The sequence below is a fragment of the Blautia sp. CAG:237 genome (assembly GCF_000436615.1).
GTDB lineage: Bacteria > Bacillota > Clostridia > Lachnospirales > Lachnospiraceae > Blautia_A > Blautia_A intestinihominis.
Genome location: NZ_FR886773.1, coordinates 51739 through 71090, shown reverse-complemented (window position 1 = coordinate 71090; position 19352 = coordinate 51739). Strand labels below are relative to the sequence as shown.

The 19352-nt window shown below is 46.4% G+C and carries 19 protein-coding genes and 1 pseudogene; 2 read left to right on the top strand and 18 right to left on the bottom strand.

What is annotated here, in order from left to right; translation table 11 throughout:
* Window positions 1–622, bottom strand: a pseudogene (gene fucI / locus QZL69_RS13800) (L-fucose isomerase); the annotation flags it as partial.
* Between the two features lie 214 nt (window positions 623–836).
* Between fucI and QZL69_RS13795 the strand changes: the two are divergent.
* Complete coding sequence (locus QZL69_RS13795) at window positions 837–1685, top strand: AraC family transcriptional regulator (RefSeq protein WP_022215778.1); 849 nt, start codon at window positions 837–839, stop codon at window positions 1683–1685.
* A gap of 56 nt (window positions 1686–1741) precedes the next feature.
* Here the strand turns inward: QZL69_RS13795 and recQ are convergent, their stop codons facing one another.
* The 17 genes from recQ to QZL69_RS13710 all read right to left on the bottom strand — a co-directional run bounded on the left by recQ (window position 1742) and on the right by QZL69_RS13710 (window position 18251).
* Window positions 1742–3580: a DNA helicase RecQ gene (recQ, locus tag QZL69_RS13790; protein ID WP_022215777.1), complete on the bottom strand. Its 1839-nt coding sequence runs from the start codon at window positions 3578–3580 to the stop codon at window positions 1742–1744.
* A 115-nt stretch (window positions 3581–3695) separates the two neighbouring features.
* A complete protein-coding gene (locus QZL69_RS13785; RefSeq protein ID WP_022215776.1) occupies window positions 3696–4739 on the bottom strand; it encodes a cob(I)yrinic acid a,c-diamide adenosyltransferase in 1044 nt (347 codons plus the stop codon).
* Between the two features lie 27 nt (window positions 4740–4766).
* Complete coding sequence (locus tag QZL69_RS13780) at window positions 4767–5918, bottom strand: 1-propanol dehydrogenase PduQ (RefSeq protein WP_022215775.1); 1152 nt, start codon at window positions 5916–5918, stop codon at window positions 4767–4769.
* A gap of 16 nt (window positions 5919–5934) precedes the next feature.
* Window positions 5935–6708, bottom strand: a complete 774-nt coding sequence (locus QZL69_RS13775) for a DeoR/GlpR family DNA-binding transcription regulator (RefSeq protein WP_022215774.1) — start codon at window positions 6706–6708, stop codon at window positions 5935–5937.
* 32 nt (window positions 6709–6740) lie between these two features.
* Window positions 6741–7289: a BMC domain-containing protein gene (locus QZL69_RS13770; RefSeq protein ID WP_022215773.1), complete on the bottom strand. Its 549-nt coding sequence runs from the start codon at window positions 7287–7289 to the stop codon at window positions 6741–6743.
* 16 nt (window positions 7290–7305) lie between these two features.
* Window positions 7306–8634 carry a 4Fe-4S dicluster domain-containing protein gene (locus QZL69_RS13765; RefSeq protein ID WP_022215772.1) on the bottom strand — a complete coding sequence of 443 codons (1329 nt, stop codon included), beginning with the start codon at window positions 8632–8634 and terminating at the stop codon, window positions 7306–7308.
* A gap of 4 nt (window positions 8635–8638) precedes the next feature.
* Complete coding sequence (locus QZL69_RS13760) at window positions 8639–8905, bottom strand: EutN/CcmL family microcompartment protein (protein WP_022215771.1); 267 nt, start codon at window positions 8903–8905, stop codon at window positions 8639–8641.
* A gap of 76 nt (window positions 8906–8981) precedes the next feature.
* Window positions 8982–9593, bottom strand: coding sequence for a phosphate propanoyltransferase (locus tag QZL69_RS13755; protein WP_417192168.1), 612 nt, complete (start codon window positions 9591–9593; stop codon window positions 8982–8984).
* Window positions 9594–9663: 70 nt separating this feature from the next.
* The gene (locus tag QZL69_RS13750; protein ID WP_022215769.1) at window positions 9664–9942 is read right to left on the bottom strand and encodes a BMC domain-containing protein; all 279 of its coding nucleotides are present in this window, start codon (window positions 9940–9942) and stop codon (window positions 9664–9666) included.
* 180 nt (window positions 9943–10122) lie between these two features.
* Window positions 10123–10434, bottom strand: coding sequence for a BMC domain-containing protein (locus QZL69_RS13745; RefSeq protein ID WP_022215768.1), 312 nt, complete (start codon window positions 10432–10434; stop codon window positions 10123–10125).
* Between the two features lie 42 nt (window positions 10435–10476).
* On the bottom strand, window positions 10477–10752 hold the full coding sequence (pduA, locus tag QZL69_RS13740) for a propanediol utilization microcompartment protein PduA (RefSeq protein WP_022215767.1): 276 nt from the start codon (window positions 10750–10752) through the stop codon (window positions 10477–10479).
* Between the two features lie 58 nt (window positions 10753–10810).
* Window positions 10811–11125 carry a BMC domain-containing protein gene (locus tag QZL69_RS13735; protein WP_005427726.1) on the bottom strand — a complete coding sequence of 105 codons (315 nt, stop codon included), beginning with the start codon at window positions 11123–11125 and terminating at the stop codon, window positions 10811–10813.
* Between the two features lie 23 nt (window positions 11126–11148).
* Complete coding sequence (locus tag QZL69_RS13730) at window positions 11149–12390, bottom strand: zinc-dependent alcohol dehydrogenase (RefSeq protein WP_022215766.1); 1242 nt, start codon at window positions 12388–12390, stop codon at window positions 11149–11151.
* Between the two features lie 18 nt (window positions 12391–12408).
* Entirely contained in the window at window positions 12409–13797 is a 1389-nt protein-coding gene (locus tag QZL69_RS13725) for an aldehyde dehydrogenase family protein (RefSeq protein ID WP_022215765.1), read from the bottom strand.
* A 43-nt stretch (window positions 13798–13840) separates the two neighbouring features.
* The gene (locus tag QZL69_RS13720) at window positions 13841–14719 is read right to left on the bottom strand and encodes a class II aldolase/adducin family protein (protein WP_022215764.1); all 879 of its coding nucleotides are present in this window, start codon (window positions 14717–14719) and stop codon (window positions 13841–13843) included.
* Window positions 14720–14927: 208 nt separating this feature from the next.
* A complete protein-coding gene (locus QZL69_RS13715; RefSeq protein ID WP_022215763.1) occupies window positions 14928–15719 on the bottom strand; it encodes a glycyl-radical enzyme activating protein in 792 nt (263 codons plus the stop codon).
* 12 nt (window positions 15720–15731) lie between these two features.
* On the bottom strand, window positions 15732–18251 hold the full coding sequence (locus QZL69_RS13710; protein ID WP_022215762.1) for a glycyl radical protein: 2520 nt from the start codon (window positions 18249–18251) through the stop codon (window positions 15732–15734).
* Between the two features lie 338 nt (window positions 18252–18589).
* On the opposite strand from QZL69_RS13710, the gene QZL69_RS13705 reads away from it, so the two are divergent.
* Window positions 18590–19303, top strand: coding sequence for a phosphatase (locus QZL69_RS13705; RefSeq protein ID WP_022215761.1), 714 nt, complete (start codon window positions 18590–18592; stop codon window positions 19301–19303).
* Window positions 19304–19352 lie beyond the last annotated feature (49 nt).

Sequence of the window (19352 nt, the reverse complement as noted above, 5' to 3'; positions counted from 1 at the left end):
CAAGATAGGATTCGATGAAATCGGAATCAATGATAGATCCGCCGATACCCATTGTAACGGAACCGATCTGCAGATAGGATTTTCCTCTCATGGAAGCTGCTGCAACTGCTGCACGTCCAAATCTGAGTAATTTTTCTTTAACGTCTTCCGGGATAGATGTATCATCAGCTTCCTGAACATCATGTCCATAGATACCGAATGCCGGAAGTCCCTTCTGTGCATGTGTAGCAAGAACGGATGCAAGATAAACTGCTCCAGGTCTCTCTGTTCCGTTGAATCCCCATACAGCTTTGATTGTCTGCGGATCCATATCCATTGTCTCTGCACCATAGCACCAGCAAGGTGTAACTGTAACTGTGATATCAACGCCTTCTTTGCGGAATTTATCAGCACATGCTGCACTCTCACCTACACGTCCGATTGTTGTATCAGCGATAACAACCTTAACCGGCTCACCGTTGGAATATTTTAAATTTTCTTCAAAAAGCTTTGCAGCGGACTTAGCCATGTTCATTGTCTGCTCTTCAAGAGATCCTCTTACGTCCAGGGCTCCTCTACGTCCATCAATTGTTGGTCTGATACCGATAACCGGATAGCTGCCTACTAATCTGCTCTTTGCCATGCTAAATTACCTCCATTATAAGTAATTGTCTATTGGGAGTTTCTGACAACAACTGTGAACAGTCCACAAAAAGCTCCCTTGTTTTCTATACTTCATAGTATACAATTGCCAAGTGATAATTACTTGTGTTATAATGGCAAAAAGTAGTACAATATTCACTTTTTTGACTGTAAATATGATTTTTTAGCAAAAACCATATAAGGAGGAGATTTTTTTGCATGATCTGGACCACAACGAAGACCGCCTGAGGGGAACTTATGAATTTCCATTTGAATTTCATCATATAGAACCGAATCACCCCCGCTATGTCATGTCCTATCACTGGCATGTCGAATATGAGATCATACGCATCCTGAAGGGTTCTCTCTCTGTCACTTTAGACGAAAAAAGCTTCACAGCAACAGCGGGAGATATCATTTTTATACACAGCGGCATCCTGCACAGCGGGATTCCCGAGGATTGTGTGTATCAGTGTATTGTTTTTGACGGAAATACTTTTCTGAAATATAATTCTGTCTGTTCAACCTATATGCAGAAAATTATTCATCAGGAAATCCTTATTTATCATCATTTCACCCCGGCATCTGAGGAAATCTGTGCCACTGTGAACAGTATTTTTGATGCTCTCTGGATGCGGCCATCCGGATATGAAATGACCGTTATTGGACAATTTTACCACTTTTTCGGTATTGTTTTTGGCAATCATTACTACCTGGAAAGCGTTACCAGAACGCGGCGTGATTACAAGCGTATCCTGCAGCTGAAACAGGTACTTGACTTTATCGAACACAACTATGCCTCCCCCCTTACTCTTCAGCAGCTTTCCTCTTCCGTATCCATGTCTCCGAAGTATTTCTGCAGATTTTTCTCTGAGATGACACATCAGACGCCGATGGATTATCTGAACCATCAGAGGATCGAGCAGGCGTGTTATCAGTTGTCGACTACGGATGATTCGATCACGGAGATCGCTTATCGGAATGGGTTCAATGATCTGAGCTACTTTATTCGAACATTCAAGAAGTACAAGGGGATGACGCCTGGGAAATATAAGCGTTCCTAACTCTATCTCATGATGTAACAAAACTCAGGGCACATAATAACCCTGAGTTTTACATTTTATATGAGTTCTTTTATCCTGATTTCGAATTCTTTGCCGTACTTCTCATATTTATGTTCTCCAACTCCCGTTACCTGGAGCATTCTTTCCTTATCTACTGGCTTCAGGATACACATGTGGATCAGTGTCTTGTCTGAAAATACCATATACGGCGGGATCTTCTCCCGGCGGGCGATCTCGGTGCGGAGTTCACGGAGTTTCTGGAAAAGCGGCTGGTCTTCTTCGGTGAGTCCGCTGACCGGTGCTTTGCGTTTCCGGGATAGCTTTTCTTTTGGTTTCTTTTCCTGTTCTTTTGGAAGTTTCATCTGTATCGTACTGTCCTGCGCCAAAAGTTCACCGATCCGCGGGCCAAACTTCACGATCGTATAGCCGTCGTCTGAGAGCCGCAGGTAATCCTGCACCAGAAGTTCGTTGAAGATCTGGCGCAGACGATAGGCCGGGACTTTGGAGAGTTTTCCATAGGAAGGATTTTCTTCCATATGGTATTGTCGGATCTTGGCAGTATTTGCGCCGTGCAAGGTGTCCAGGATCACATTCACACCGTATCTCTGATGACTGCTGTTGATGCACTCCGCGATTGCTTTTGCCTCTTCGGTGACATCTTTTTCTTCGAATTCTGTCAGGCAGTTGGAACAGTTTCCGCAGTAGGCTGCACCGTATTCTCCGAAATATCTCAGAATATAGGACCGCAGACAGTCATGTGTGAAGCAGTAAAAAGTCATCTGCCGCAGTCGCTCTTCATCGCGCTGCATGACCAGTTCCTGTGTAGCATCATCCAGTTCCTCATTGTCCTGATTATTTTCAATGAAAAAGCGATTTGTGATTACATCCTGTCCACTGTACAGAAGGATGCATTTTGACGGCTCTCCGTCACGTCCTGCCCTTCCTGCCTCCTGGTAATAACTTTCCATGTTTTTCGGCATATTGTAGTGGATGACGTAGCGGACATCCGGCTTATCGATTCCCATTCCGAACGCATTTGTCGCCACCATGATCGGACTGCGGTCATAGATAAAATCATCCTGATTGATGCGTCGTTCTTCATCGGAAAGTCCGGCATGATAACGCGTCGCGCGGAATCCGTCCCGGATCAGTTTCCCACAGACTTCTTCCACCAGTTTTCTGGTCAGGCAGTAGATGATCCCGCTCTCGTCCGGGTGCTGCTCTATGTAATTCTTCACTTCTGCGTATTTATCTTTCGGTGATTCTACCTGAAAAAAGAGATTGCTCCTGTCAAATCCAGTAGTCACGACATAAGGTGTCTTTAACATAAGGATATTCTGGATATCACCCCTGACTTCTTTCGTTGCAGTCGCCGTAAATGCTGCCACGACCGGGCGCTTCGGAAGTTTCTCAATAAATTCTGTGATCTTGAGATAACTTGGCCGGAAATCCTGTCCCCACTGTGAAACGCAGTGTGCCTCATCCACAGCAACCATCGCGATATCTGCATTCACCGCAAATGAAAGGAACGAATCTGTCAGAAGCCGCTCCGGTGCCACGTAGATGATCGGATATCTTCCCTCTACTGCCAGTGACAAAGCCTTGTAATACTGTCCCTGCGTCAGTGAACTGTTGAGATATGCCGCGTGGACACCCGCCTCATTCAACGCCCGCACCTGATCTTTCATGAGAGAGATCAGTGGGGAAATGACCAGCGTGATCCCCGAAAAGATCAATGCCGGGATCTGATAGCACAAAGATTTCCCTGCACCTGTCGGCATCACACCAAGCACATCCCTGCCGGAAAGCAGTTCGTCAATCACCTGTTCCTGTCCTTCACGGAAGGTATCATATCCAAAATATCTTTTTAAAATGTCATATTTCTCGTCTGTCATCAATTCAATTACTCTCTTTCCTGCCTTGTCTGCTTATGAAGTTTTTCTCATAAAAAAAGAACCTGTTTCCTGTACATCATTGAAACAGATTCTTTTCCTTATGTCAAACATTTATTTACAGTACTTCATTCAGGACAGATAATCCATACTCTGCCAGGCTGTGATCCTCCTCACCGGTTCCTCCGCTGATTCCTAGGCCTCCGATGATCGTATCTCCAACCTTAAGTGGTACACCGCCGCCAAAGATCACGATCCTGCCGCCATCCATCTTGTCTACGCCGTAAAAAGTTCCTCCCGGCTGTGCCAGGATACTGAGTTCCTTCGTAGACATCTTGACTGCGACTGCTGTGTAGGCTTTCTTGGTGGCTACATCAAAACTTACAAGGAATGCTCCGTCCATGACATGGACTGCGATCGGATTTCCATCCGGACCGCAGACCGCGATCACCGCTTTCTTGCCACGACGCGCTGCTTCCTGTTCGATTTTGTCTATCAGGCGCTTTGCGCTGTCCAGAGTGATCCGTCCCTGGATTCCCATTCGTTTGAGAACTTCCTGGATCACTGCCTCGCTTGTCGCCGGAGTCTGTACTGCTGCCACTGGTTCTGCCTCTTTTCCACCGGAAGGTCTGCTTTCTTCCTGGTTTTGTACCGGCTGCTCTGTGGTTTCTGTATATCTGGCCATGATATACAGATAATCACTCAGACGGTTCATGTATTTCTTTGCGCCGTTGTCTGCTCCGAATTTCACACTGACAGCTGCCAGATCACGCTCCGCTCTCCTTGCAACTGCCCTTGCGATATCCAGTTCTGCTGACAGACGGCTGCTGCCCGGAAGGATATTTTCTTCCTTCGGGCAGCTGAACAGGCCATCCAGACGATCGATCTCGTCTTCAAGCTGTCCTGTCTGATCATCTTCTGTCCTGAACTCTCTGTTAAAAGGATCTGCCACGCCTGATACGATCGTATTCAGATTCTTCTGGATATCCTCAAGAAAGTGGATATCCTCAGCTTTATCCATCATGGTCTTGATAAGTCCAAGATGACTGGTCAGCTCATCAATCGTTCCTACCAGTTGAATACGGTCATCTGACTTGGAGACATTTTTTGTACGGACAAGGTTCGTAGTCCCCTTGTCACCGTTTGTTGTATAAATGCTCATCTCGGCATCTCCCATGTCATTTTTGATTTAGAAGGACCAAAGTTTGGTGTAGATCTTGATGATATCTTCTTTGGTCGGTGTTCGTGGGTTCGTTGGTGTGCAGGCATCCGCAAGTGCCGCCTCAGCCATCTTATCCACTGCTGCAAAATATGCATCTGGAGTGATGGTACCAAGCTCCTGGATAGTCATCGGAATATTCATTTCCTTCTGCATGAACTGGATCCAGTTCACAAGAGAACGTACACTCATAACCTGGTTGTAATTGCTCAGTCCCAGGATGTGTGCAACTAACGCATATCGTTCTACTGCAGGAAGATATGTCTTCTGGCTTCTGCTTCTCTTGTTGATGTTCGCATTGAATTCCACAATGTGAGGAAGGAGCATCGCGTTTGCTCTTCCGTGAGGAATATGGAACATCGCACCAAGCTGATGGGCCATGCTGTGTGTGATACCAAGTCCCGCTGTGTTAAAGGAAAGTCCTGCCAGACAGGAGGCCACGTGCATCTTCTGTCTTGCGTGCATATCACTTCCGTCGAGATATGCTCTGAGGAGGAATACTCCGCAGATTTCCATTGCTTTCTCTGCGAGTGCTGCTGAGAATTCGTTATGTCCGGTACTTACATAGGATTCCAGTGCATGTGTGAACACATCCATTCCTGTATCTGCTGTAATCGCCGGAGGTACGCTCTTAACAAGCTCTGCATCCAGAATCGCTTCATCAGCTGTCAGGCTGTCAGAAACCAGTGGGTATTTAACTTTTGCTTCGGTATCATTTACAACTGCAAAAGAAGTTACTTCTGATCCTGTTCCACTTGTGGTCGGAATTGCGATCAGTCCAACCTCGCCGTAATGGTTGATCTTCAGGGCAAACTCACGGATTGCCTTGGAAGAGTCAATTGCAGAACCACCGCCAACTGCGATGATTGCTTCCGGCTGATAGCTCAGGAATTTCTTAACTCCGTCTGCGATTTTGTCGACCGGTGCATCCGGTACAACGTTATGGAAAATATCATATTCCTTACCAGCTTTTTCCAGAGGTCTGGTAATCAGATCAATCATTTTGCTCTGCACTACAAATGGGTCTGTAATGATCAGAACTCTTTTGTATGGAATGTTCTCAAGACGTTCCAGTGCATTCTCTCCAAAATGAATCGCTGTTTTCATTTCAAAGGTCTTCATATCTGTTGCTCCCTTTCTATGGCTGCATGTCAGGATAGAGACATTTTACGCCTGCATCTTTGAAATAACCCATCCATTTGTCTGATGGTTTCCTGTCCGTTACAACCACATCTACATCCCGCAGTTTTCCTGCTACAGAAAAAGCGGTCTGATCAAATTTTGTGCTGTCTACAACCAGAATCTTCTCACGCCCTGATGCGATCATGGCTTTTTTTGTTGTGCCAAAGGATTCCTTTGATTCCATGATTCCCCACTCATGATCCAGTGCCTTGCAGGAGATAATGACCTTGTCTACATAATAGGACCGGATCGACTCCTCTGTTCTGGAGCCCAGGAATGCAAGATATCCTTCTTTCATGACACCTCCGGTTGAAATAATATTCCAGCCGGATACGTCAGAAAGTTCAAGAAGAATCTCCATGGAATTTGTGATTACAGTGAGACGCTCTTTCTCCTTAAGTGCTTTTGCTACAAAGACAGCTGTGGTACTTGCATCAAGAAAAATGTGGTCTCCCTCCTGCACCAGAGAGGCGGCAATCTCCGCCATTTTTTGTTTTCCGCTTACGTTCTGGTTTTTGCGGATATTGAAGGGCAAATCGATACTTACATCCTCGTTTATGACTGCACCGCCATAGCTTTTGATAGCAAGCCCTTCCTTTTCGAGCTTGTCAAGATCGCGGCGGATCGTTTCTTCTGAAACTTCGTAGAGCTGACTGAGTTCGCTTACTACGACCTTCTTTTCTGTCTGAAGTTTCTCCAGAATTAAATTCCGTCTTTCTAATGCCAGCATTTACTTTGCCCCCTTTTGAGAACATTTATTTTTTATAAAAGAGAATCCATCATTCGTTTATCCGGATGTGCAATGACAGATGAATCCAGGTACATACCTTTTTCTGCCACGAATTCTTTTGCTTTCTCGATGGAAGCTTCTACTGCTGAAACTTCTCCTGTAAGAAGCATGTAGGATTTTCCACACATACCTTTTGCGATACGAAGTTCGATAACGTCTACGATCGCAGTCTTGGCTGCCTGGTCTGCTGCTTCGATAATGGAAGCGGCATCATATGTCTCCAGAATTCCCAGAGCACTGATTCCTTCTACCTGTGTTGTTCCATACATTGCCGGGAAAAGGGATTCGTGCGGGTTACCAAGTACAAAGCTGTCGATACATTTGTCCTCATATGTGGTTACTGCTGCGTCAACAGCGGCTTTTACTGCACTTAAATCGCCTGTGATAATTGCAATATATTTTCCCGGACATACGGTCTGTGCCTCGACGATCTCTACATCAGAGGTCTTTACCATGGTATCTGCTGCTGTGATACCTGTGGCAGTCGTTTTAAATTCAATCATTCCGATTGCTTTACTCATGTTCTGCACGTCCTTTCTACTTTGCTGCGATTATGATATGGCGATCTGTTACTTCAGTTACTCTTCCTGAGATACTTGCATGGATGCTTACGCTTAATCCGTCAGCATGCTGCGCGATCATCTGTCCCTTTGTTACTGTGTCGCCTGTTTTCACAATTGCCTGTGCCGGTGCTCCGATATGCTGGCTCAGAAGGATCTTAACCTTGGATACCGGAACTACGTTCTCGTCCATCGGTGCGTCCTTGTCGTATTTTGTCAGTCCTAAACGGGCCATCAGACGTTCTTCCGGAACCTTGCGATATTCTCTTGAAGGTTTAACCGGTACCGGCTGAACTCCCTGAGGAGGTCTGATACCTGCTTTACGAAGTCCGCCCTTCATGTCTGCAAGAAGTGATCTTGGTGCAAGACTCTGCGGGCAGGCATACATTTCGCATACACCGCAGGAACTGCAGAATGCGGAATTGATGTATGGATTTACATCTCTGAAATCTCCGGCAGATGCTGCTCTCATAAAGCGTGCCGGGTCGATCGGGTGTCCGAGGTTATGTCTCGGGCAAAGGTCTGTACAGGTATTACACTGGCAGCAAATAGATGCTGCACGTTTTAAGTCGATTGCTGAAGTTCTTCTTTTCTTCATGACGATCTGATGATCGTGTGGAAGAACGAGAACTGCGTTTGTTGTTTTGGTCACCGGATCTGATCCGTTGCCAATGCGTCCCATCATCGGTCCGCCTACAAAATAAACAGGATCTTTTGTGGTAATGTCACCAGCCTGTGCTACTACTTCATCCAGTGTACAGCCCAGCGGAACCTTGACTGTTACAGGATGACCGACTTCTGCTACTACAGACACGTATTTCTCTGTTACAGGCTTCTGTGATGTCACTGCCTGATATACATTGTAGATCGTCTCTACGTTGAATACAATGACGCCCTGCTCAATCGGCAGTCCGCCAGGTCTGCAAACACGTCCTGTAGCTTCATAGATCAGCACAACTTCATCGCCCATCGGATACACTTCATCAAGAAGATGGATCTTCAGGCCGGGGAATTCCTCAATATGCTGCTGCAGTGCCTTGATCGTCTGAACATAGGATTTCTTGATTCCGATGATTGCCTGTGAAGCACCAACGGTTTCCATAACCATATGGAAAGTTTTCATGATCTCATATGCATGTTTTTCAAGTAACTGTCTGTGAAGTTTCAGCAATGGTTCACATTCTGCACAGTTCATAAGAATTGTGTCCGCCTTGTCAGTAAGCTTGGCGTATGTCGGGAAACCGGCTCCACCAGCGCCTACGACGCCACTGTCCTGTATAATTTTCTGTAAATCTTTGATTTCCATGGCGTTACTCCAATCCTGCACCATCATCGATGATTCCGACTATTGCGGCATCGATCGGTGCTGTTTCTTCACCGCAGCCAATCCTTGCTGCGCTTCCTTGTGCCACCAATACATACTCCCCGATTCCTGCTCCGATAATATCGATTGCGACAATCTGGGATAAGTCAGCTTTCATATGATGCACCGGCTCCACGATCATGAATTTCTGTCCTATTAATTTGTCACTCTTCCGCGTGGAAACCACGCTTCCAACTACTTTACCTACTATCATGTGTGTGCCTCCGCATTATTATATAATCCCCTAATGCCGGTGGCATACGCTACCGGCTGATCCAGGAGATTCGTATTTACTTTATGATGGTAACTGTATTGCCTGTGGCAATCTTTGCTGCATTCGCTTCATCTGTATCAATGTGCATTTCCAGTGTAAAGCTGTCGTCTACACGGATCGCAACATGATTGAAAATAGTTCCGCGCTCGTTATCTGCCTTGACAGAAACGATATCACCGTTCTTGACACCGGCTGCCTGTGCATCCTTAGGAGACATATGGATGTGACGCATAGCCACGATACATCCCTCTTTGAGATAGATGGCGCCCTTCGGTCCAACGATCGCGATCGGTGCACTTCCTGCAATGTCACCGGACATACGTACCGGAACATTCATTCCAAGTTTGATGGCATCTGTTGCTGATACCTCAACCTGTGTTGCACTGCGGACCGGTCCGAGTACACGGACGTTCTCGATCGCACGGAGTTTCAGACCAATAATCGTAACAGTTTCGTTTGATGCGAACTGTCCGCCCATCAGATCTTTCTTCTTGGTGAGCTGATATCCAGGTCCGAATAATGTCTCTACGTGCTCTTGTGTCAGGTGAACGTGTCTTGCGGAAACTCCGATCGGAACCATGAAGCCATTGCCTTTTTCTTCTGACTGATTGATGGCGTCAATGACCATCTTTGTGATCAGTTCGATATTCTTTGATTCCAAGATTACACCTGCTTTCTTCCGTTTTCAGGATCTTTGGTTATTTGATTGACGGAAGGATTTTTTCTACGTCTGTGTTTGGTCTCGGGATTACGTGTGTAGCAACGAGTTCTCCAAGTCTGGATGCTGCTGCGCTTCCGCTCTCTACTGCAGATTTAACAGCTCCTACGTCTCCACGTACCATAACTGTTACCAGTCCGGATCCGATCTTCTCTGTTCCTACAAGTGCAACGTTAGCTGCTTTGCACATCTGGTCTGCTGCTTCGATAGCTGCTGTAAGTCCTCTGGTTTCTACCATTCCTAATGCTTCCTGTGTCATGATCATATCCTCCTTATGGATAAATAAAAATTAATTCTGGTTACTGTTCACTTCGTTCACAGCAACTTGGTCAAAATGCATTCCAAATCACCTACGGTGATAGCATTTTGCCCTGCATGTCTCGGGATTTTGCCATATTCATGGCAAAACACCTCGCGGGATATTCCCTATAAACAGTAACTAATTGTCTGCTACTTCCTGTGTTTTCTTCTTCCATCGGCTCGCACTCAGCTCTACGAGTTTGACGATCTCCTCGTGCGGCCGTGCGATCACTGCATAACTTGCCGGTTTCTTAATCGCGCCTGCAACAGCGGCTTCAACTGCTTCGTTCACCGCTGATACATCGCCCTGTATGATAAGAGTTACCAGTCGTCCGCCCAGCTTACGTTCCCATGACGCCAGCTCAACGTCTGCAGTTTTGCACATAATGTCGAGCGCGTTGATTGCGGCAACAACACCTGTGATCTCAATAAAACCATATGCTTTATTCATGAGCGAACTCCTTTTGACTGATCTGTATGTATTCTGCTAAGATCAGATCTTTGGAAGAATTTTTTCTACGTCTGTGTGTGGTCTCGGGATTACGTGAGTAGCTACCAGCTCTCCAAGTCTGGATGCTGCTGCGCTTCCGCTCTCTACTGCTGCTTTGACAGCTCCTACATCACCACGTACCATAACTGTTACCAGTCCGGATCCGATCTTCTCAGTTCCTACCAGTGCAACTTCTGCTGCCTTTGTCATTGCATCGGCTGCCTCGATTGCAGCTGTCAGTCCTCTGGTCTCTACCATTCCTAAAGCTTCCTGTGCCATGATTTCTTCCTCCTGAATCATCTGTTTAATTAATTACTGTACCAGGATCTAAGCTGCGTCAGCTTTTATCCAGGGCGCTGATTTTCAGCATCTTGACCGTATCCTCTGTCGGATTCGGTATTACGTAGTGCTGCACTACACCAGTTCTCCGGTTTGCTTCTGCCATTCCTGCTTCCACAGCTGCGGTAACATCCTCAACGCTTCCACGGAATTTGATGCATACCAGAAGCGGTACTGGCAGGCTGTCAGCATTTGCAGGTTTGTTCTTGTCGAACACCTCCAGGCGGACATTGGCTGCCTTGCAACCTGCATCTGCCGCTACAAAGGCTGTTGCCAGCCCAAATACTTCCAAAATTCCTACAGCTTCTGCCATTTTGCTTCTCCTTTATTTCCGGATTATTTATTAATGATCGCGATCTTAAGACCTGTCATTGCAAGGTTTGTCTGATGTGCCTCATTGATCTGCTCAAGCGGGAATCTGTCTGTGATAAGATCAGACATCGGAAGTCCGATAGCTTTTGCTCTCTTGAGGAAATCAAATGTTGTTGCATAATCTCTCAGTGTGTATACCCAGGAACCAACCAGGTTGATTTCTTTGGAACACAGATCGAAGTGCGGGTTGATTGTTGCATCTCCACCATTGATGAAGAAACCAAGCTCGCAAAGTCCACCGCCGTTGCGGATGAATTTGTAGATGTTTGCATGAGCGTGCGGGTTTCCTGTACACTGGAATGCAAAATCTGCAAGATGTCCGCCCTGAGCTTCTTTAACAGCTTCTGTAAGAGCTTCAATGCCTTTGTACTGTGTAAAGTCAACGGATACTTCAGCACCCATCTTCTTAGCGAAATCAAGACGTTTTGCATTTCCGTCTACTGCACAGATGTTTTCGATACCCATGGTACGAAGGATAGCGATACAGATAAGACCGATCGGTCCACATCCCTGAACAACAACTCTTGAGTTGAATTTAAGGATTCCTGTTGTTTTTGCTCTTTCTACTGCATGGATAAGTACTGCACATGGCTCGATCAGGATACGGGAATCCAGATCCAGATCACTTACGTTGAAGAATGTAGATCCAAAAGATCCTCCTCTGATCAGGATGTAATCAGAGAACCATCCGTTAAGATGTACATCATCATCCGGAAGAAGTCCGTATACATCTGCTCCACCAACATTTTTCTTGTTGAGGTCGAACATTGTGATTTCCGGATCATCCTTGAAGATCATACATGTAACAACTTTATCGCCGACTTTAACTGGTTTTCCAGCTGTATCAACTTTAACGTTTTTACCCATTTTTACGATCTCACCAGTTCCCTCATGTCCAAGAGCTACAGGGATCAGACCGAATGGGTCTCTCTTGAATTCGTGTGCGTCAGTTCCGCAGATACCACATCCTTCTACTTTAACAAGGATATCGTCATCTCCAACTTCCGGCATCGGGAATTCTTTGATTTCATAGTGTTCCAGAGCTGTCAGCATTGCAACATGAGCTGTTTTCGGGATTACCGGATCAGCTGTCGGTGCTGCCGGAGCCTGAGCTGCCGGTGCTGCTGTCTGAGCCGGTGCATTTCCGGTCATTCCGGAAAGAACCTGTTTTACGATTTCTTCAATATTTACGTTATTCATATCCATTTTAATATTTCCTCCTGATTAGCGAATGCAAAGGCTGTCTGACATTACGCAGCGTCTTCTCTTGGTAAAGGTGCTTGCACTTGTAAGACCTTCTCCTGTACGGCTTGCGATTGTGAATGTACAGTAACCTTCTCCACCGAATCCAAGTGCAGAATAGGACGGGCCGTTCTTAACAAGGATTGCTGTGTCGATTGCTTTCGCATATTTGGTAATGTTATCAACATTCTTGGAATGGATGTGTGCTGAGTGACGGTTGCCATGTTCAAGCCATACAGCCTGTTCTACAGCATCATCAAAATCTTTGGCTCTTACAATACCAAGGATTGGCATCATAAGCTCTGTTGTGATAAGCGGATGTTCCTTCGGTCCTTCGAAGATGATGCAGCGGATATTTGCCGGTGCGTTTACTCCGATCATGGAAAGAAGGGTCTTTGCATCACGACCTACACATTTACGGTTCAGTTTACCGCCTGCCAGAACAACTTCTGTTAATTTGTCCTGTTCTTCTTTGGAAGCCAGGTAGCAGTCGTTTTCTGTCAGCATGTAGTGCATCAGTTCATCTACTACAGAAGATACTGCAACAACTTCCTTCTCTGCGATACATGGAAGGTTGTTATCAAATGTACATCCGTTTACGATGTCCTGTGCCGCCTTACGGATATCAGCTGTTTCATCAACAACTGCCGGCGGGTTTCCTGCTCCGGCTCCGATTCCTCTCTTACCGGAAGAAAGAACTGCGGTTACAACGCCAGGGCCGCCTGTTGCTGCGATCAGCGGGATATCTTTATGTTTCATCATGATATTGCTTGTTTCAAGGGTAGGCTTCTCAACTGTTACTGCAATGTTGTCCGGTCCGCCTGCTTCAAGAGAAGCTTCGTTTACCAGGTTGATTGCAAAGATAGAAGTCTTGATAGCAGCCGGATGCGGGTTGAATACTACTGTATTTCCGCCAGCCAGCATACCGATTGTATTGCAGAGTACTGTTTCACTTGGGTTGGTACATGGTGTGATCGCACCGATTACACCGAATGGTCCCATTTCGATCAGTGTCAGTCCTCTGTCTCCTGACCATGCAGTTGTTGTGATGTCCTCTGTACCAGGTGTCTTGTCTGCTACCAGATGATGTTTGAGGATTTTGTCTCCCACATTACCCATTCCGGTTTCGTCAACGCCCATACGAGCCAGAACTTCTGCATTTTCTTTGATTTTCTTACGGATGCAGGTGATGATTTTTTCTCTCTGATCCATGGACATTTTCTTAACGATCAGTTCTGCTTTCTTGGCAGCTTCGATCGCATCGTTCATTTCTTTGAAAACGCCATGTTTTCCTGTCGGAGCATCTGCAATCTGCATTTTTGCCATTACTTCCTGTACAATATCCTGTACCATGCTCTCACTAATTGGCATGAGATTGTCCTCCTTTAATGTCTACCGGTTATCTGACCGTAAATTATTTCAGGCCAAGCTGTGCCATAACCTGTTTTGTGATGTTTGCAACCAGTTCTGCGTCTGCGTTAGCTGCCGGTGCTGCTGTAGTAGTTTCTGCTGCCGGTGCTGCTCCGCCTACGAAATCATACTGATATCCTGGGAACTGTTTGTATTCTTCGTTGTGGCATGCTCCACCGCAGTTGTGGCAGTTTACGCCGTCTTTGTTCTGGCAGAGGTTTGCAGGATGTTTACCAGGCATACCGAATTTACGACGGATCTCATACAGTTTCTTGATGTTTTCTTTGTCGAATTCCTTCGGTCCGCCAAGGAGTTTGCTCTGATACAGAAGCTGTGCGTAGAATTCTACGGATTCCATCTTCATGTATGCAGCGTTCAGGTCTGTGCTCCATGTAAGAGCTCCGTGGTTCTCAAGAAGAACTGCGTCGAAGTATGGCAGATATTTCTCAAGGTTGTCCGGAATCTCCATTGTGGAAGGTGTACCGTACTCAGCGATCGGAACGCATCCAAGAGCGATAACAGCTTCTGGCATAATCGGCTGTGTAAGCGGGATACCAGCGATAGCGAAGGATGTTGCATAGATCGGATGAGCATGTACAACAGATCCTACGTCTGGTCTCTTCTGATATACTCTCATGTGCATTTTAATCTCAGAAGATGGTTTGAATCCCGGGTTAGCCTGGATTACGTTACCCTGAGCATCTACTTTACAGATGAACTCTGGTGTCATGAATCCTTTGGATACACCTGTTGGTGTGCAGAGGAATTCGTTGTCATTCAGTTTTACGGAAATGTTTCCGTCGTTTGCTGCAACCATGTTACGGTTGTAGATACGTCTTCCGATGTCACAGATCTGTTTTTTGATTTCAAATTCGTTTACCATGCTTATTTTCCTCCTAAAGCAGTGTGGCTTGCCGTACCCTGGAGGCGATTAGGATAACCCTCAGGGCATAGCTTGGGTTTTGTTTTATTTCTAAGAAGATTTTACTCCTTATAACCTGGATTGTCAAGAAATTATCGTTGTTTTATGTTGTTTTTATTGTTTCTCGAATGTTGTTTTTGTTGTTTTTCGCAACATAACTTTATTGTCCTCAGCCGCCGATCTGAACGTGCAGGGAGCTTACTGCCTCTGCCGCTCTCTTGAGGGTATTCATCTCCTCTGCGGTCGGTGGAAGGATGCCATCCATCAGATATTCTCTGCCAAGTCCGGTGTACTTATCCTGTCCGAGACGGTGATACGGAAGCAGGTGAAGCTGCTCTACTCCGGGCAGGGTATTCGCAAAGGATGCGATTCCCTGGATCTCCTCTACCGTCGCATTGAACGTCGGAATAACCGGAACTCGGATGATCAGCTTGCATTTGCCGGAAAGTGCAACCTTACGGGCATTTTCCATCATCAGATCATTCGGGCGACCAGTGAATTCCTTATGTTTTGCCGGATTGGTATGCTTCATATCCATCAGATACAGATCAAGATATGGAAGGATTTCCTCGATCACCTCAAACGGTGCACATGCCATGCTCTCCAGGGCGGTGTTGATTCCCCGCTCCTTGGCAGCTCTGAGAAGGTCTCTCGCGAACTCCGGCTGGCAGAGGCTCTCACCTCCGGAGAGGGTCAGGCCGCCGCCGGAACGCCGGTAGTACGGGCGATCCTGTTCAACCACCTGGATCATCTCTTCTACTGTAACATCTCTGCCGATCACCTTGTCCTCACCGAGGACTTTCATGGTCTGGATCTTGTATTCCTGTGATTCCGGATTACAGCACCAGCGGCAGCGGAGCACGCAGCCCTTCAGAAAGACGATCGTACGGATCCCCGGGCCATCGTGGATCGAATATCTCTGGATATCAAAAATACGACCTTTTGTCTGTAAATAATCCATAATATCTTCCTTTTAGAAGCCCTGCTCTGTTCTTCTGATTATATCATCCTGAAGAGAACGGGAAAGTGTTGTAAACAGTGCACTGTAGCCTGCAACACGTACAACCAGATGAGAATATTTCTCCGGATGTTTCTGCGCGTCGAGAAGAGTCTCACGGTCAACAACGTTGAACTGCATATGCATTCCCTTCTGATCAAAGAAGGTCTGGATCAGGGAAACAAACTTCTCCAGTCCTTCCCTTCCTGCCAGTGCTGACGGATGGAATTTCTGGTTGAACAGTGTTCCGTTGGATACGATGAAGTGATCCAGTCTGGAAACGGAAGTTGCTGCCGCTGTCGGTCCCTTGACATCCTTGCCTGCGGATGGAGAAACGCCATCTGCAACCGGTGTATGTGCATAACGGCCATCCGGTGTTGCACCTGTCTGTCCACCAAGCGGTACGTTTGCTGATACCGGATAAAGACCTGCCTGATACTGTCCTCCACGTGGATTGTGGTATTTCTGCATCGGGCGTGTGTATGTATAAGCTACGTCTCTTGCAAAATAGTCAACATCGTCGATCGCATTTCCGTATTTCGGAACTTCGTCGATCATGTGATGGATCTCTGTGAATCTGCGAAGCTGCTCCTCTGTAGGTTTCAGTCTCATGACTGTTGTAAAGACTGCTTTGGCTGTGTCTTCTGTGACATTCATGCCGCCGTCCTGCATTCCCTTGAGGATCATCTCGGAGATATCTTTGACTGACTGCTCATCAAGTCCTTTGTCATAGTTCCATGCAAGAGCTTCTTTGTATTCTTCCATGGAAACTTTCTTGTCTTCGTATACAAGTTTGCGGATCGCATACAGGGAATCTGCCATATTTGCGATACCGAAGCCCTGCGGTCCTGTGAAGTTGTAGATCGCGCCGCCTTCCTGAACGGAAATTCCTCTGCTGATGCAGTCATCTACCATACAGGATTCAAATGGAAGCGGTACACGTTCTGCGTGTGCAACGTCGATCGCATTATCTGCATTTACAAGAAGGGAAATACAGTATTCCATCTGTTTCTTGTATGCGTCATAAAATTCCTCGAAGGTTGTCATCTTGGTGACATCGCCTGTCTGGATACCAACAAGCTCGCCCTTGTCCATACCATTGGAGAATACGAGTTCCAGCGGGCGGCACATATTGAAGAATGCTGCGTCATGCCATCCATCTGTCTTGCCGGCTTTCTGCGGTTCTACACATCCGATGATGTTGTATTCTCTGGCATCTGCAAGAGTCAGTCCTCTGTTCAGAAGTGCCGGGATGATAACTTCATCATTATAGTAGGCCGGAAGTCCGATACCTGTTCTTGTAAGCTCGGCTGCCTTGATCAGCAGTTCGTGCGGGGAGCCATTCCATACACGGATGGAAAGGGAAGGCATCGGCAGGTGTACATGCATAGATGCAAGGATACACATAACAGAAAGGTCATTGGTAACATCATTTCCGTCCTTGTCCTGACCACCGACGATCAGGTTCTGGAAAAGGCTGTATCCTGCAAATCCCTCTGCAGAAGCTGCATCACGGACTTTGTTGAGGTCATTCAGTTTGACCCAGATACAGTCAAGAAGTTCCTGTGCGGATTCTCTGGTGATGATGCCCTTGTCAAGATCTGCCTTATAATAAGGATACATATACTGGTCAAAACGTCCAGGGGAAATGGAATGTCCGCTGGATTCAACCTGAAGGAGCTGCTGTACAAACCAGAAGGACTGGCATGCTTCATAGAAGCTTGTTGCTCCATTTGCCGGAACACGGCTGCAGTTCTGTGAGATCTGCAGAAGTTCCTGTTTACGTACAGGATCGGTACACTCTGCTGCCATCTGGGACGCAAGCTCTGCATAACGCTCTGCGTATTCGATGACTGCCTGGCAGGAAAGGATGACTGCCTTAAGAAAATGTGATTTCTTGACGTAATTGCCGTCTCCAACCTGACATCTGTCGAGTTCTGCCTGTGCTTTGTCGATGATTCCCTTGTAACCGATTGCAAGAACTTCTTCATATTTAACAGTTACATGTCCGACACCGTTGTAAAAATAGTTGCCTGGTGTAAAAATATTGTGTTCGATTGCTCTGATTGCTTCCGGCGCCATGTAGGAGGTTGCAAGTTCGCTGGAGGTTTTGCCCTTCCAGTATTTATGTACTTCTCTTAACTCCTGCTTGGTCTCCTCAGCAATGTAAAACGGGTCTGCGCTCCTCGTTTCAACCGTATCCAGTTCATCCTCCAGCCACTGGTAGGAAAATTCCGGGAAAGTCTGACATCCTCGCGGTGCGATCGTGCTGCTTCCAACAATCAGTTCGTTGTCACGGATGATGATCGGGATATTACGGAGAATGTGGGCAAAAGCTTCTGCACGTCTGGTGATCGTAGGCTGTCCCTCTGTGGCCTTGTACGATTCTGTGATAAGCTTCGCCCTTGCAGATTCGATAACCGGCATGTGGGCATAAAGTGCCTCAACCAGTTTCGGAATTCTGGATGACTTTGGAATATCTGTGGTATTAAACATCTCCACACTTCTCCTTTCTTATGGTGTCTCAAACGCCATATCTCATATGTATCAGCGGATGTGCCACTGGCACCTTCAAAAGGCACTATGACGCCACGATTCATATAGAATCATTATACTCTATCCACCCTCACATGTCAACGGAATCCAACAGTATTTATCGGTTTTTTGTGCGGGTTTTGTTGTGGTTTTTGTTTGTTTTGTGTTGGTTTTTATTTGGAATTTGATTTTTGAGTTGACTTTTGGATTTTGAACTGCCATACTGAAGTCAGTATAGTTTTTGTTGCTGTAAATGAAGTTGGCAGTGACAATTTTTTCTGATCAGAGGAGGAGAGAAAATGTATCTTTCTGATGTACATACACATTCAATCGCAAGCGGGCACGGAACGACCTGTACTGTTTCTGATATGGCAAAAGCGGCTTCAAAGAAGGGCCTTAAACTGCTCGGGATCACAGACCATGGACCTGGCACACTTGCCGCAGGAACTTCTTCTTATTTCAGAAGTCTTTCTTATTCTCCCAAGAAACGCTTTGGGATTGAATTATTGTTTGGAGTTGAACTAAATATCCTTGATGTTGATGGACATGTAGATTTGAATGATGAACTTCTTGACAAACTGGATTACGCGATTGCGAGCATGCACGCGCAAAATTATAAGAGTGGTTCTGTAAAAGAAAATACAAGTGCTTACCTGAACGCTATGAAGCATCCCTGCGTCAAAATCCTCGGACATTGCGATAATCCGCATTTCCCGGCAGATTATGAGACACTTGCAGTCGCAGCAAAAGAATTCGGAGTGATCTTTGAAATCAACGAAGCCTCCCTCGCCCCCTACGGCTACCGAGGAGACACCCGAACCAACAACCGCGAGATCCTGCGCTGCTGCCGCAAGTACAACATCCCGATCGTCCTCTCCAGCGACAGCCACGGCACAGAACACATCGGAGACTTCACCTGCGCCGCCGAATTCGTGCATGAAGAAATGTTCCCGGAGGAACTGATCTTGAATAATCAGATTCCAAGGTTGAAAATGATATTAGAAGAGAGATAATGAGTCTCCCACACACCGGTCCCTAATCTGCCGCCCTACGGGCGGCGTT

Excerpts from the sequence above, each read along its gene's own strand:
- recQ (WP_022215777.1), bottom strand. The coding sequence starts at position 3,580 with ATGACAGACGAGAAATATGACATTTTAAAAAGATATTTTGGATATGAT.
- QZL69_RS13785 (WP_022215776.1), bottom strand. The coding sequence starts at position 4,739 with ATGAGCATTTATACAACAAACGGTGACAAGGGGACTACGAACCTTGTC.
- QZL69_RS13780 (WP_022215775.1), bottom strand. The coding sequence starts at position 5,918 with ATGAAGACCTTTGAAATGAAAACAGCGATTCATTTTGGAGAGAATGCA.
- QZL69_RS13775 (WP_022215774.1), bottom strand. The coding sequence starts at position 6,708 with ATGCTGGCATTAGAAAGACGGAATTTAATTCTGGAGAAACTTCAGACA.
- QZL69_RS13770 (WP_022215773.1), bottom strand. The coding sequence starts at position 7,289 with ATGAGTAAAGCAATCGGAATGATTGAATTTAAAACGACTGCCACAGGT.
- QZL69_RS13765 (WP_022215772.1), bottom strand. The coding sequence starts at position 8,634 with ATGGAAATCAAAGATTTACAGAAAATTATACAGGACAGTGGCGTCGTA.
- QZL69_RS13760 (WP_022215771.1), bottom strand. The coding sequence starts at position 8,905 with ATGATAGTAGGTAAAGTAGTTGGAAGCGTGGTTTCCACGCGGAAGAGT.
- QZL69_RS13755 (WP_417192168.1), bottom strand. The coding sequence starts at position 9,593 with ATGGTCATTGACGCCATCAATCAGTCAGAAGAAAAAGGCAATGGCTTC.
- QZL69_RS13750 (WP_022215769.1), bottom strand. The coding sequence starts at position 9,942 with ATGACACAGGAAGCATTAGGAATGGTAGAAACCAGAGGACTTACAGCA.
- QZL69_RS13745 (WP_022215768.1), bottom strand. The coding sequence starts at position 10,434 with ATGAATAAAGCATATGGTTTTATTGAGATCACAGGTGTTGTTGCCGCA.
- pduA (WP_022215767.1), bottom strand. The coding sequence starts at position 10,752 with ATGGCACAGGAAGCTTTAGGAATGGTAGAGACCAGAGGACTGACAGCT.
- QZL69_RS13735 (WP_005427726.1), bottom strand. The coding sequence starts at position 11,125 with ATGGCAGAAGCTGTAGGAATTTTGGAAGTATTTGGGCTGGCAACAGCC.
- QZL69_RS13730 (WP_022215766.1), bottom strand. The coding sequence starts at position 12,390 with ATGGATATGAATAACGTAAATATTGAAGAAATCGTAAAACAGGTTCTT.
- QZL69_RS13725 (WP_022215765.1), bottom strand. The coding sequence starts at position 13,797 with ATGCCAATTAGTGAGAGCATGGTACAGGATATTGTACAGGAAGTAATG.
- QZL69_RS13720 (WP_022215764.1), bottom strand. The coding sequence starts at position 14,719 with ATGGTAAACGAATTTGAAATCAAAAAACAGATCTGTGACATCGGAAGA.
- QZL69_RS13715 (WP_022215763.1), bottom strand. The coding sequence starts at position 15,719 with ATGGATTATTTACAGACAAAAGGTCGTATTTTTGATATCCAGAGATAT.
- QZL69_RS13710 (WP_022215762.1), bottom strand. The coding sequence starts at position 18,251 with ATGTTTAATACCACAGATATTCCAAAGTCATCCAGAATTCCGAAACTG.
- QZL69_RS13705 (WP_022215761.1), top strand. The coding sequence starts at position 18,590 with ATGTATCTTTCTGATGTACATACACATTCAATCGCAAGCGGGCACGGA.